General features: G+C 42.5%; 13 protein-coding genes. 6 read left to right on the forward strand and 7 right to left on the reverse strand.

The annotated features are described in order from the left end of the window. The 4 genes from VB714_RS05205 to VB714_RS05220 form a co-directional block, all read right to left on the reverse strand. The coding region (locus VB714_RS05205) for an HAD hydrolase-like protein (RefSeq protein WP_323221866.1) at positions 1–572 on the reverse strand (572 nt) is incomplete at its 3' end. 16 nt (positions 573–588) lie between these two features. Further along, entirely contained in the window at positions 589–1,527 is a 939-nt protein-coding gene (queG, locus tag VB714_RS05210; RefSeq protein ID WP_323221868.1) for a tRNA epoxyqueuosine(34) reductase QueG, read from the reverse strand. 41 nt (positions 1,528–1,568) lie between these two features. Beyond that, on the reverse strand, positions 1,569–2,078 hold the full coding sequence (locus VB714_RS05215; protein ID WP_323221869.1) for a hypothetical protein: 510 nt from the start codon (positions 2,076–2,078) through the stop codon (positions 1,569–1,571). Between the two features lie 63 nt (positions 2,079–2,141). Further along, entirely contained in the window at positions 2,142–2,945 is an 804-nt protein-coding gene (locus VB714_RS05220; RefSeq protein ID WP_323221871.1) for a PD-(D/E)XK nuclease family protein, read from the reverse strand. 164 nt (positions 2,946–3,109) lie between these two features. Here VB714_RS05220 and nadB point away from each other — a divergent pair, with 164 nt between their 5' ends. Further along, positions 3,110–4,789: an L-aspartate oxidase gene (gene nadB, locus VB714_RS05225; RefSeq protein ID WP_323221874.1), complete on the forward strand. Its 1,680-nt coding sequence runs from the start codon at positions 3,110–3,112 to the stop codon at positions 4,787–4,789. 40 nt (positions 4,790–4,829) lie between these two features. Here nadB and VB714_RS05230 read toward each other — a convergent pair whose 3' ends face one another. From VB714_RS05230 to VB714_RS05240, 3 genes are read right to left on the reverse strand one after another with little or no spacing between them, the layout of a single operon-like run. Continuing rightward, positions 4,830–5,774 (reverse strand): ABC transporter ATP-binding protein, encoded by a 945-nt coding sequence (locus tag VB714_RS05230; protein ID WP_323221875.1) that lies wholly within the window; start codon positions 5,772–5,774, stop codon positions 4,830–4,832. A gap of 52 nt (positions 5,775–5,826) precedes the next feature. Beyond that, positions 5,827–8,823 carry a tetratricopeptide repeat protein gene (locus tag VB714_RS05235; RefSeq protein WP_323221877.1) on the reverse strand — a complete coding sequence of 999 codons (2,997 nt, stop codon included), beginning with the start codon at positions 8,821–8,823 and terminating at the stop codon, positions 5,827–5,829. A gap of 14 nt (positions 8,824–8,837) precedes the next feature. After that, entirely contained in the window at positions 8,838–10,223 is a 1,386-nt protein-coding gene (locus VB714_RS05240; RefSeq protein ID WP_323221879.1) for an ATP-binding protein, read from the reverse strand. A gap of 83 nt (positions 10,224–10,306) precedes the next feature. Here VB714_RS05240 and VB714_RS05245 point away from each other — a divergent pair, with 83 nt between their 5' ends. The 5 genes from VB714_RS05245 to VB714_RS05265 all read left to right on the forward strand — a co-directional run bounded on the left by VB714_RS05245 (position 10,307) and on the right by VB714_RS05265 (position 13,131). Further along, positions 10,307–10,540 (forward strand): DUF3285 domain-containing protein, encoded by a 234-nt coding sequence (locus VB714_RS05245; RefSeq protein WP_323221881.1) that lies wholly within the window; start codon positions 10,307–10,309, stop codon positions 10,538–10,540. A 25-nt stretch (positions 10,541–10,565) separates the two neighbouring features. Then, positions 10,566–11,090, forward strand: a complete 525-nt coding sequence (ybeY, locus tag VB714_RS05250; protein WP_323221882.1) for an rRNA maturation RNase YbeY — start codon at positions 10,566–10,568, stop codon at positions 11,088–11,090. A 144-nt stretch (positions 11,091–11,234) separates the two neighbouring features. Next, positions 11,235–11,723, forward strand: coding sequence for a diacylglycerol kinase family protein (locus VB714_RS05255; RefSeq protein WP_323221884.1), 489 nt, complete (start codon positions 11,235–11,237; stop codon positions 11,721–11,723). A 21-nt stretch (positions 11,724–11,744) separates the two neighbouring features. Next, the gene (locus VB714_RS05260) at positions 11,745–12,335 is read left to right on the forward strand and encodes an anthranilate synthase component II (protein ID WP_416309610.1); all 591 of its coding nucleotides are present in this window, start codon (positions 11,745–11,747) and stop codon (positions 12,333–12,335) included. Positions 12,336–12,354: 19 nt separating this feature from the next. Then, positions 12,355–13,131 carry an MBL fold metallo-hydrolase gene (locus VB714_RS05265; protein WP_323221888.1) on the forward strand — a complete coding sequence of 259 codons (777 nt, stop codon included), beginning with the start codon at positions 12,355–12,357 and terminating at the stop codon, positions 13,129–13,131. The last annotated feature ends 440 nt before the right edge of the window (positions 13,132–13,571 follow it).

The raw sequence follows: 13,571 nt of genomic DNA on the forward strand, positions 1-13,571 counted from the left end.
TGTGCCAAAATTTCTCGCGAATTAAATCCCCATGTTACCCCAATTGCCTTTACCCCGCTTTTTTTTGCCGCATTAATATCTCGCGTTTCATCGCCAACGTAAACAACTAAATTGGGATCGATATTGTATTTCTGTAATAGCGTGCGAAGAATTCTATCTTTGCCAAAAATTGTGTTACCAGAATAAATAAATTCAAAAATATTCTCTAAATCATTTTCCTTTAAAAACGCACTCACATTTTTTTCAATATTAGAAGTGAGGATACCCAGTTTTATTTGTTTGGCGAGCAAGGAATTTAAAGAGATTTCGATCCCCGATATTGGTAAAATACTGGCAATTTTTTGATTGAGTTCTTCTTTAGCTCTCCGTAACAGAAAGGGAATTTTAAAAATAGAAATTTCTGACCTTTGTACAATTTCACGAGAACTCAAACCTCGCATTTGAGCTACTTCTGCATCGGTAACGGGTTTATAGCCAAATTCTTCTGACAATTGATTGAGAATTTCAACAAATGTGCTGTGGGTATCTGCAATCGTACCATCAAAATCAAAGATAACTAATTCAATTGTCATTGTTTTTTATTACTCATTACCCACTACTCCCGATATTATCTAGATTAGCACGGGCATTGCGTTTTAACATTTCTGGCTTAATTCGACGTAAAGCAGAAGCCGGAAAACGTCGATCCCATTCTTCCTGAGAAATTGTGGCTAATTCTGTTAAAAAAGGAGAGATATTATCGGGATAGGGTTGAAAGTCTGTAATATCTGTTTCTTTAGCAAATCGTTGATTCCAGGGGCAAACCTCTTGGCAAATATCGCACCCTGCAACCCATCCTTCCAGATGAGAGGCGATCGCCTCGGGCAGTTTTTCGGCACGATTTTCAATGGTATGGTAAGCAATGCAACGATTGGCATCAACAACGAAAGGTTGCGCGATCGCCCCTGTGGGACAAGCATCCAAACAGCGCGTACAAGTCCCACAATGTTCTGTATGAGGGCGATCGGGGGTAAAATTCAAATTGGTTAATATCTCCCCTAAAAAGACCCAACTCCCATATTCTCTCGTAATCACATTACTATTTTTCCCAATCCAACCCAGTCCCGCACGTTGCGCCCAAACTTTATCTTGTAGGGGTCCAGTATCAGCATAATATCGTGCTTGAATGCCTTCTCCCGTACTTTCTAGCCATTGAGTCAGTATTTTTAGCTTTTTAGAGAGGATTTTATGATAGTCTCTTCCCCAACCATAGCGGGAAATTTTACCGCGATCGCCTCCTTCCTGATGTTGGTGGGGGGTATAATAATTTAAAGCAACAGCAATAACCGATCGCACTTCCGGCATAACTTTACGAATATCAAAGCGTTTGGGGTTTTCCATCCATTGCAGCGAACTCTGATAGCCAGAATCTAACCATGTTTGGAGATGATTCTCTAAACCATCTTCATTCTCGATCGCAGCAATTCCTACCCGATGAAAACCGATTTCTCTCGCTTTTTCTTTGATGCGATCTTTATTAATCTCCACGTTTTAAATTTTGTTTTAATTGGCTTAATTTAGCTCAAAAACTATTTCTCGGAATGAACTTGTACTGTTTCTTGAAGGGGATCTGGAATTGGCTCTACAGAGACTTCTTTTTGTTTATTCAAGTACGCACGTTCTTTCAGTTTTAGCAAGCACAAAGTGACAATAACGATAGCACCAAATAAACCAATAAAATTAGGTTTGACATACAAGAAAAATTTCGTTATCTCCGTTCCTAAAATGCAACCTTGTACAATGGTTGTTCCGAGTAAAGTCCATTCTTTCTCGCGAAACATTGCCAAACTAATGAAGATTGAAGTTGAACTAGCAATCAGAGCAATAGTTGCAATAACTAAGGTAATAAATATAGCCATTGCAGAACTTTCAGGACTAAAATCTCCAGAAAGCTGAATTGTTGCTCCTAACAGGAATTTAACTCCCTCTTGTACTGCTAAGAAAAAACTGATAGGAATGACAACAACTGCGCTCACTAACTGTAGCGTTCCTAGGGTTGTCCAACGGATTGAAGGAATATGAATAGATATTTTTTTCATAGTTTTTTATCCTGATTTGGAAACTTTTTTTTGTGAAAAAGAATTAATGGTGAGAAAGAAATGTTATAAGGGAATCTCCTTGATGCTATCCAAAGAAACAGAGAAATTAGCAGTCTTTATTTTTTCTTTATTTTCTGAAATTCGCTGATTTGGAATTCGCTGACAACGTGCCGCAAATTCACAGCGAGAGCAAATCTTTTTGGCTAGAGAAACTTGAGGAAAAGGAATCTGGTCGGTTTGATAGCGATCGCTGGCCTCTTGAAGTTGAGTTAAAAGCTGAGTAAGGTCGGTGCGAGTTTGTTCGTGTTGAACGGTATTATAACTGAATTTTAGGGACTGAGGACGAGATCCGACAAACCAATAAGTCAGGGAAATTTGTTCTGGAGTGAAATCCGATGTTTCCGCTAAAACAAAGGGATAGAGACGGGTTTGCCAATGACGGGCGAGGCGATCGCGTTTTTGGGGCTGACGATGGGTTTTCCAATCGAAAATTTCAGCGCGATCGCCCCTAACGATTAAGAGATCGTAAATCGCTACGAGTAAATATCTTCCCCAAGTTAGAGTGCGAGGGTGTTCGGCTTCTCGTCCGGTGCTGTCCTCTAAGTTAACAACATCGGGGGCTGCTTGGACAAGGGAAGAAACTGAGCGATCGAATTCAGCATTCTCTTGCAAGAAAATCTGAACCGGTAGCCCGAGTTCCCTCTGCTGCATCAAAAGGTGAAATTGACTGCCCCAAATGAGGCTTTCTTGCTGTTCTGGTTCGATGGGAGAACCCAATTGATCGAGGTAAATATGCTGATATTTGCGAAAGCAGGTTTCGAGAAGATTGAGATGGCCTTGGGAAATACGAATGGGAGGAGAAAACATGGGAAAATTCAAAATCCAACTCAATAAAATACTTTAACAAGGTTGGCTGACATTAATCCTACTTGCTTCTAGAAATAGAGGGGCGAGAAGTGGCCGAAGGAGTTTGTTTAAAGGAATCTTGTTTCGGCACGATCGCATAAATTGTCCTCTGGATGGAGAAAACATTGAACATATTTAAGTCTACTTCTTTAAATATCCCTTCTCAATTTGACATTATTATTGTGGGTTCCGGGGCAGCAGGACTCTATGCTGCTCTTTGTTTACCAGAATCCTATCGTGTCTTGCTCGTGACGAAAGGTAAACTAGGAACGGGTTCGAGTAAATGGGCGCAAGGGGGCATTGCGGCTGCGATCGCCCCCGATGATTCTTCCCAACTGCATCTAGAAGATACTTTAAATGCTGGGGCGGAACTGTGCGATCGCCTAGCTGTAGAATTCTTGGTGGAAAATGCTCCCTCGGCGATCGCTTCTCTTTTGCAACTGGGAGTCATCTTCGATCGCAAAAACAACAAACTGGCGACTACTCTAGAAGCTGCTCATTCTCGTTCCCGCGTGCTGCATTCCCAAGATACCACCGGACGGGCGATCGTGGATATTCTCACCGCGAGGGTTTTAGAACGTGCCAATATTCACATTTTATCCCCAGCCTTTGTCCTGAATTTGTGGCTGGACTCTCAAGGCGATCGCTGTCAGGGAATAAGCCTTCTCCACAACAGTCAAATTCTTTGGTTGAAGGCCAATGCCGTTATTTTAGCCACTGGTGGAGGCGGCCAAATTTTCGCTAAAACTACCAACCCTACCGTCAGTACCGGGGATGGCGTTGCTCTTGCTTGGCGTGCTGGTGCGATCGTGCGCGATTTAGAATTTATACAGTTTCATCCTACAGCCCTCAGCCAACCGGGAGCCCCTCATTTTCTCATTAGTGAAGCAGTTCGAGGAGAAGGGGCGCATTTGGTGGATAGTGAAGGCAGACGTTTTGCCTTTGACTACCATCCCCGAGGAGAGTTAGCCCCGCGAGATGTGGTCAGTCGGGCGATTTTTAATCATTTAGAGAAAACCGCCCCCGATCCGGCAACCGCCTGCGTTTTCTTGGATTTAGGGGCGATCGCCCCGGAAAAAATTCGCTATCGTTTCCCCAATATCATTCAAACCTGCCAGCAATGGGGTATTGATGTTTTCGCGCAGCCTATTCCCGTTGCTCCTGCGGCTCACTATTGGATGGGAGGAGTTGTGGTGGATTTAATGAATGCCACATCTCTACCGGGTTTATATGCTATTGGCGAAACCGCCAGCACGGGAGTACATGGTGCTAATCGCTTGGCCAGCAATTCTTTGTTGGAATGTATTGTTTTTGCGGCACAATTGCAAAAGCTAGAAATCAAGCCTGTTGGCGATCGCCAACTGGAGTCTTTTACGGTATTTCAGGGAAATTGGCAAGGTGAAATCGCTGAAATCGAAGCGATTCGGGAAAAATTATTGCCTGCTTTGATGTGGCACAGTGCGGGGATTTGTCGATCGCAATTGGTGTTAGAAGAAGCGATCGCTCAAGTAGATTTTTGGCGCTCTCAGTTAGTAAATTTAGAGGTGGGTCAATATCTTTTTAATTTATCTCCTAGAAATAACATTCAGTTTGAATCTGAGGCCGCTGAGAAACAATTAAAGTTTGTCGCAGAAACGATGAATTTATTAGATATTGGCTCTTTAATTCTCAAAAGTGCCGCATTTCGATCCGAAAGTCGAGGAGGGCATTATCGCACCGATTATCCCAATAGGTCGGATGCTTGGCAAGGTCATACTTTAATTAAGGGGGATGGGATCGAGATGTCCGCAATCGAAAATTCTTGAGTAGGGATTCTTTCGAGTTTGTGATGCAGCCATCGATAGTTTAATCGGCTGCAGTTAGAGAATGAAAAAGAGCCTCTAAATTTTCTTGAGTATAATTAAACTGCGCGATCGCAATTTTCGCAGCAATCAAGGTTTTTAAAAACTCTGCCCCTTCTTCTCGCGTCCCTGAAAATTCAACTTTCATGTTTCCTGTCTCTTTTAGCATCTGCCAATTTTCTACCCAAGGGCAATTTTTTAACTCGGTTTCTAATGCTTCTAAATTGTCCAATGCTGTAATTAAAAGCTGAGGACGAGAAAAGCGACTATATATCTCTTTCAAGGGCGCACTTTCTACTAAAAAACCGTATTCCATCACGCCAATTGAGGTGCAAAGTTCTGCTAAATCACTTAAAATATGGGAAGAAATTAAAATCGTCATCCCTGCTTCTTGTAGGGTTTTAATTGTTTCGCGAAACTGCATCCGCGAGAGGGGATCTAAACCCGATACGGGTTCATCTAATAATAATACAATCGGTTCGTGAACGATAGTTCTGGCCAAGCTGAGACGCTGTTTCATTCCTCTTGAAAGCGTTGCGATCGCACTATTTCTGCGCTCGACTAATTGGACTAATTCCAACACTTCATTGATACGACGCTGACGGTGGGGTTGTTTCAAACCGTATAACCGCGCAAAATATTCCAAATAGTCGAGAATAGTTAAGTCTTCATAAACGGGATAATTATCGGGAAGATAGCCTAAATTCTTCTTTAACCTCGCATTGGTGTCATTTCTTAAAAGGCGATCGCCGTGAATGAAAATATCCCCGATCGTCGGTTCTTCGATCGCAGCCAACATCCGAATTAAAGTCGTTTTTCCGGCACCATTTGCCCCAATTAAACCATAAACTTCTCCCTCGGTAATTTGCAGATCGATCGCATTGACTGCAATGCGGCGATCGAATTGTTTCGTTAACCCATGAGTGGCGATCGCAGTTTCTTTACCCATTTTTTGTTAGTGGTTAGTTAGTAGTGGTTAGTGGTTAGTTTTTAGTTTTAAGTTAGGAAAGAGGAGAAGAAGATCGCGGGATGCGCTTTTGAATTAAACCTAAAACCGTGTCCCACAAAGTTGCTAAAATTGAGGGTTTGAGTTGCTGTTGTAAATCTTGATAAATAGATAGTTCTGAAAGTTCCAATTCTGTCGCGATCGCCACAGCGAGATCGGAATATTCTCGCGCTGTTTCTAAATTCCCCAATTTTTGATTGAGTTGTGCTAAATTCTTCAATATTTCCGCTTCTAAATGCCTGGCATTAATACTACGAGAAATTTTTAATGCGTCTTGCAAATGCTCTCGAGCTTCGGCATACTCATTAAGGTGTAGATGACTTTCTCCAATGTGACCAATTAAGCGCCCTTCTTCATAGCGATCGCCTAATTCCTTGGCGATCGGTAAACTTTGTTGTAAATGCTTAATTGCTTGGGTATGATTGCCCAAAAAGCCGTAAATTACCCCCAAATTTCCTAAAGCAGTCCCCAAACCAGCGCGATCGCCGGAAGCGCGGGCGATATTCCAGTGTTGTTGATAAAGAGACATAGCGCGATCGCTATCTCCAAGGGCATGATAGGCATTTCCTAAATTACCAAATATTTGCCCTTCTGCCAATTTATCTCCCGTTGTGCGGGCAATTTTCAACGCTTTGTGGGAAACGCGAATTGATTTCTGGTAGTTCCCTAAATAAAAATAAGCCATTCCTAAACTACTCAAGGCTTTACCTTTCCCTGGCAGATCGTTCAAGGCTTCGGATACGATCAAATGTTCTTCAAAGCGTTCTAAGGCTTGGCGATAATTGCCCAAAGCACAATCAGCATTTCCCAACTGCATGACGGCTTTTCCTTCCCAAGCGCGATCGCCAATATTGCGGGCAATACTTAATAGTTCTTCATAACAGGAAGTCGCCGTATTATACTCTCCCATATTGCCGTAAGCATTACCAATATTGAGAAGGGCTTCCTCAAGTTTAACCAGAGCCTGCGATCGCGTTTCTGTGGCAATATCTTCCTTTTCCAATGTTTTTCGCACTAAATCGAGATAGTGCTGTAAATACTCCACCGTTTGCGTATAATCTTTAATCGCATAATAAGAATTTCCCAAATTGTAGAGAATTGTTTCTAAGTTCTTTTTCCCTTCCTCTTTACCTTTTAAAGTTAAATATTGTTGCAAATATTCAATTGTCGGACGATAGCGGTGTAGGGAATAACAAGCATTACCCAAATATAATAACGTGATTGCCAGTTCTGCGGGCATCTCCCGCGTCTCTGTGCGATTTAAGTATTGCTGAAGATACTCCACAGCCTGTTCGTATTCTTTGAGAATATAATAGCCTCGTCCCAAAGCAAATAAGGTTTCCTCAAAGGATTCTCGCTGTTCTTGATTTCCTTCAGTTAGGCTCAAATATTGATTCAAATATTCAATTGCTGGAGAAAACTGTTCTTTGATATAATAAGCCTGACCCAGCTTTAAAAAGATTTTTGTTAAATTGGGTTGTTGTTTTTGACTTTCAACGCGATCGAGATAGCGTTGTAAGTATTCAATCGTTTTATCATAATTTTTCAAAACTGAATAGGAATTGCCCAGATATAACCAAGTTGTTTCTAAATCGCGAACTCGTTCTTTACTTTGGGTCAAATTGAGATATTGTTGCAAACATTTCGCGGCACTTTCATACTCTTGCAGACAATAATAAGCATTCCCTAAATATAATGATGTTGTCTCGATCGCCAAGGATTCACCCGTTCGAGTCACCGTACTCAGATATTCTCGCAAATATTTAATTGTCTGTTCCCAATCTTGTAAGAAATAATGAGCATTGCCAAGATAGAGAAAAATATTCGCTGACTCGATTTGCTGTTCTTGCTTTTTAAGGAGTTGCAAATGTTGTTGCAAGTATTTAATAGCACGTTCGTATTCTTGCAGATAATAATAAGCATTCCCCATCGCCAGTAAAGTTTTTTCTGGGTCTTGCTCTTGTTCTACATCAGGAATAATATCTAAATATTCTTGTAAATACTCTGCGGTTTTGCGATAATTTTGGAAAGAGTAATAAGCATTGCCCAAATATAATAACGTCGTTGCTAAAATACGTTCTTGATGATTATTGCGAGCAATGGGTAAATATTGCTTTAAATACTCGATCGCCTCTTTGTATTGTTTCAGAGAATAATAAGAATTTCCCAGATAAAACAGCGTCTCTCCCGATCCAAAAAATTCCGCAAAATTAGGGGTTAATTCCAAACACTGCTCTAAATATTCAATCGTTTTTGCATAATTTCCTAGGGTATAATAAGCATTCCCTAAATAGAGAAAAGTCCGATCTAAATGAGGAGATTCTTCCTTTTCTTGAACGCGATCGAGATATTCTTGTAAATATTGAACAGACTGCTGATAATCTTGGCGCAAATAATAGGTATTTCCCAATCCTTGCAAACAAACCGAGTCAACCTTCGCATTAACTTGTCCGAGAAGCGGTTGATAAAGGGCGATCGCCTCTTGGAAATATCCATCTTTTTCCAGTTGATGGTGCAGTGTTTCTCCCGTTTCTAACCGGAGAAAAAGAATTTCGCTGGCTTCTTCCCAGGCACCTAATTCGCAAAAATGATGAAAGGCTTCTAAATATCCTCGCACTTGTTCCAATTGAGAATCGCCAGGATCGGGCTGATACATTTGTAAATAGTAAAATGCCCAGCGAATATGTGCGATTTCTGTTAAGTTTAAATCTTCTAAAACTTCATGTAAGCTAGGGGGAGAAGATTCATTACCTAGATTGCTAATACTATGCTTTAAACCCGCCCAATATTTGACACATTCAATAAAGCGCACCAAAGCTGAAAGATGGATAGTCGGAGGCTCTTCATGGGCATTATTCCCATTCGTATTTCCTTCTGCTTCGACTTCAGGATAGGATAAGACAAACTGCTTTTCTGCCTTGCGGTAGCGAACTTTTAAGGCTTCTTGTTCGGATAAAATTTTGAAATTTACTTTTTTTTCTAGTTCACTCATATTTTTTCCCTTTTTTATTCAGGTCTCTGTAAACTATTTAACACAATTTGACGCAAGTAATCATGTAAATAATACCGAACAGCACGGTTATTTTTTTCCTCCTCTAAAAATAAACGGCGATTGAGTGTATCTAAGGCTAATTTTTGCTCGTTAAGCGAAAAATTTCCGATCAAAAACCCCCATCCTTGAGGATCGACTGCTCGTTGGTTTGCAGCCCCCAAACACAGTAATTCATAAGCTAAAGGATAAATTGAATTTAAGCGCTGACAGGCTCTTTCCAGAGATACTCGCACCCAATTGGATAAACTTCGAGATGATAAGTAGGAAGTATTTGGCTCTCTCCCCACTTCTGTCAAGTCGATTTCGTATTCATAACCATATTCGCGCCAGTAAGCTCGAATATTGCCATAATAGGGATATTCTCGAATTTCTCCGGCAATAATTTTCAGAGCGAGAGGATGACCTTCATAGACTTCTGTAATTTCTTCTAGGCAGTTTTCTTCAGTGAGACTTTTTAAAGGAATTCCCCAGGTTGTAAAAAGCTGTTTCACTGTGGCAAGTTGCAATCCTTTTAGGGCGATCGCCGCGACTTTTGTGCTAGAGAAGTCGGCAAATAATTGCGGTTGAATGCGAGTAGTGAGAATGAGGCGCGATCGCAGTTCCGAAAGTGCCAGTAAGCCTTGAAATAACTGTTTTAGGGTCGAATCTTTAAAGTTACGATCTGCATCGAGTAAGACTTCAATACTATCGAGGATCAGCAAACAGGGTTGAAATTGCAATTTCGCGATAACCGCAGTAATAAGGTTGCTTTCTCCCCCGAGCAAAAGTTCTTGTTTGGCAATTTCTTCCCCCAAAACCAAACGGGCGATCGCTTCTATTCCTCCTCTTTGATGTTGAAAATCAATCTTTAAACCTAAAGGAAATTCCTGTTGTAAGGTCGGATTTTGCATCAAATGTTCTACAAAAGCGGTTTTACCAATACCACCAATACCCGTTACGCAAAGTAACCAGCAGGAATTCTGTAATTGCTGCACCAGTTCCGTCGCGAGGGCTTCTCGTCCTACCCAAGGCGAGGTGGAGGGTGTGGAGGCATTTTGAGAGGCTTCCTTCCCTTCCTCGATCGGCAGGATTTGATAATCGCTGCGACGCAATTTAGTCTCAAAAGCCTTAAACAAAGCTCTGATTATCGAGAGCTTTTCCGGTTGACGACCATAGAGAATTGAAATCGCGCGATCGACGGGAATATTAGCGCGATCGGCGATTTTACTATAACTGACTCGGCGATTTTGTTCGGCATTGCTGGCGGCGATCGCAGATTCAATTTTACTGATGCCGCGATCGGTTAATAGTCCTCCTTTTTTGGGCTTTTTAGTTTTTGGGGATGGGGATTCCGGCGGCACAGGCGACCTCTCAACATTCAACAGGAGCGATATAATATAGCATCTTACATTTTTTTACAATTTTCTGAAATTATTAGTTTAATATGGCTCATTCTGCTCCAGCAAGCGATTCCGCTTCAACGCCTCCCATCTCCGAAGGGCAAAACCCAGTCAAGGAAACAACTTCGGAACCTCCAATCCCTGAAGAGCAAGCCAGTTACGTCAAATTAGCCATGCGAAATATGGTTCGCAAACGAGGAAAATCGCTCTTTCATTTTTTCCTGTCCACTCTTGGGGTTTTAGGCTTCTTAATTGGCATTTCCTACTTAACCCGATAAATCTACTACTATTATCAACGAACCATTGGACAAACCGAAACCGCGATCGCTCATCCTCGCTTTCCAAGATTGTTTTTTTGCCGATCCTGCCCTAGAAAAGGCTCCTATTTCCGAGTTAACATGGCAGACTTGGTTTCAGCAATGGAGTCAGACAATGGCGGTAGAGATGCCGATCGCGGAAACATGGGAAGTAGGTTTGCGCTTGAGTGGCGATCGCGAGATACAAAACCTTAATGCCAGCTATCGCCAAAAAGACTACCCAACAGACGTTCTCGCCTTTGCTGCCCTAGAAGAAGCCGATTTTCCCAACATAGCAGAACTAGAAACAGAACCCCTCTATTTAGGCGATATTATTATTTCCGTAGAAACCGCATCTCGTCAAGCGCGATCGCAAGGTCATTCTTTGCAAATTGAACTAGCATGGCTGGCTTCTCATGGTTTTCTGCACCTACTGGGTTGGGATCATCCCGATGAAGAAAATCTCTTGAAAATGCTGGCACAACAACGAGTTTTGCTGCAAATTGTCGGTTTGGTGAATGGCGATCGGTAAATTTTCCCGATCGATGTTACAACTGGGGTGTGATATGGGAGAGCCTCTCCCACTGCCAAAAAATTAACAAACCTTATCATTCTTGACTATAATCCTGTTCGATCGCCCTTAATGTCCCCTTTGTTGTTTCCATCGGAAATATTTATGACTTATCCGCAACAACTCGCTCCTAATGCAGAAGTTACGCCCTCCGTATCTTCCCTATTTTCCCTACTCACGGCAGCCGATCCCGATCGACCTAACCGAGATTTAGCTTGGAAAGTGGCCGCCAACTTGTTTCTCAGCTTTAAATATGCTTGGGCGGGAGTGCGCTATGCTTTCATCACCCAGCGTAATTTTCGCATTCACGTCGCGATCGCCACCACGGCCATTAGTTTGGGACTCTTCCTCAGTATTTCGACCTTGGAAATGGCCATAATTGGCTTGACTTGCGCCCTCGTAATGGTGTTAGAACTTTTAAATACCGCGATCGAGTCCGTCGTCGATCTAACCGTGCAGAAGAGCTATCACGAACTGGCTAAAATTGCCAAAGACTGTGCAGCCGGAGCCGTTTTAATTTCGGCGATCGCGGCGGTTTTCGTAGCGGGACTGATCTTAGTTCCCCCCTTAATGACACGGCTTCTTTTACTGTAAACGCCCTTGGGAGTATTTCTATTGATTCTTGTCATCGATAATTACGATAGCTTTACCTATAACTTAGTTCAGTATCTGGGAGAATTGGGACGAGAATTTCCCGTTGCTCAAGATATTCGCGTCCATCGCAACGACTGTATTGACGTAAAAACCATTCAGGAACTTGCCCCCAATGGAGTCGTCATTTCCCCCGGTCCCGGTCGTCCGGAAAATGCAGGTATTTCCGTTAGTTTAATTCGCGAATTAGGCAGCACTCTCCCCATTTTAGGCGTTTGCTTAGGACATCAGGGCATCGCTCGCGCTTTTGGCGGTAAAATCATTTCTGCTCCCATCCTCATGCACGGTAAAGTATCTCAAATCCACCACCATAACCAAGGCATTTTTGAGAGCTTAGATAATCCCTTTATTGCAACCCGCTATCACAGCTTGGCAGTCGATCGCGAAACTCTACCCGAAGTGCTAGAAATTACAGCACGGGCAGAAGATAACACCATTATGGGACTCCGCCATCGCGACTATCCTCACATCCAAGGGGTTCAATTTCACCCCGAGAGCGTTTTAACCACTTCAGGGAAAAAACTGTTGCGAAATTTCCTACAATCTTTAGACTAAACGAAAACAAAAAATTTTTATGAAACGGCGACAGTCAATCCGCTACGCGGGCATTGGTTTTTTGAGTACGGCGGGGATCGCGGCAACTTCTCAAGGTTATCCCGCCCAAGGGCAATCCGGTGGCGTTACCGTTAAATACTTGGGTCATACCTGTTTCCTCTTCTCTGGAGGAGGAAAGCGGATTTTAGTGAATCCTTTTCGGGACCTCGATATTGGTTGTACCGCCGGATACCGATCGCCTCGCGTAGCAGCAGATATAGTTTTACTCAGTTCTCAGCTTTTTGATGAAGGTGCGCCCCAAAATATACCGGGATCTCCCGATATTTTATTCGAGCCGGGTTCCTATCAAGTTAGAGGACAACAATTCCAAGGCATCGCGATCGCCCACGATCGCAAAGGCGGGCGACAATTTGGTACAAATGTTGCTTGGAGTTGGACGCAGGGGGGGGTTCGCATCCTTCATCTCGGCGGTGCGGCGGCTCCTATTGAGGTCGAGCATAAAATTCTCATGGGTCGTCCGGATCTGGCATTTGTCCCCGTGGGAGGCAGCGAGAAAGCCTATAATTCCCGAGAAGCCCTGCAAGCAGTCCAAACCCTCAGCCCTAAAATTGTCGTTCCCACTCATTATCGCACCCAAGCCGCCGATCCTGGTACCTGCGATATTGCTCCTGTTGATGAATTTTTAGGCTTGGCGGCAGGATTTCCCGTCAGTCGTATAGGGGATACCTTCTCCCTTTCCCCAGGCAATATTCCCCAAAATGGACCCAGCATTCGCGTTATGGGTTATCCGTTTTAGGGCGATCGGTTTCCTTCTCAAACTTGGCGAAGGACAATACAACCTCTCAGCTTGGACAGAGATTAAGTTGGGCATGGGGATCAATAATTTCAGAATGGGGATTCTAATGTTATGGATTCCCCATTTTTTATCTTAAGAATTGAGAAGAATCATTGCATTTTTTTTACAAAGTAAAAGCAACAAATTTGTTGTTTAAGTTTCAATATTCCTAGATTTTCTTAATTTAAAACGAGGATTTTCAAGGAAAAACCTAACGATAATTGGCGATCGCCCAGATCATTACAAATCTCAAAAAAACAGCTTTTGAGCGAAAACGAGTAAACATAAAGAAAATATTAAATTTCATAGATATGGGGAAACTGTTTTCTAATTGAGCAAAATTTAATTTAGACGAAAAAACGACTAAAATAAAATATCTATAGTGGAATAAGAATCAATTC

The organism is Spirulina sp. 06S082 (assembly GCF_034932145.1).
In the GTDB taxonomy this organism is placed as follows: Bacteria; Cyanobacteriota; Cyanobacteriia; order Cyanobacteriales; family Spirulinaceae; genus CCY15215.

Bases quoted from the DNA above. Each gene is read 5' to 3' on its own strand.
- VB714_RS05215 (WP_323221869.1), bottom strand. From the start codon at position 2,078: ATGAAAAAAATATCTATTCATATTCCTTCAATCCGTTGGACAACCCTA.
- VB714_RS05220 (WP_323221871.1), bottom strand. From the start codon at position 2,945: ATGTTTTCTCCTCCCATTCGTATTTCCCAAGGCCATCTCAATCTTCTC.
- VB714_RS05230 (WP_323221875.1), bottom strand. From the start codon at position 5,774: ATGGGTAAAGAAACTGCGATCGCCACTCATGGGTTAACGAAACAATTC.
- VB714_RS05235 (WP_323221877.1), bottom strand. From the start codon at position 8,823: ATGAGTGAACTAGAAAAAAAAGTAAATTTCAAAATTTTATCCGAACAA.
- VB714_RS05245 (WP_323221881.1), top strand. From the start codon at position 10,307: ATGGCTCATTCTGCTCCAGCAAGCGATTCCGCTTCAACGCCTCCCATC.
- VB714_RS05255 (WP_323221884.1), top strand. From the start codon at position 11,235: ATGACTTATCCGCAACAACTCGCTCCTAATGCAGAAGTTACGCCCTCC.
- VB714_RS05265 (WP_323221888.1), top strand. From the start codon at position 12,355: ATGAAACGGCGACAGTCAATCCGCTACGCGGGCATTGGTTTTTTGAGT.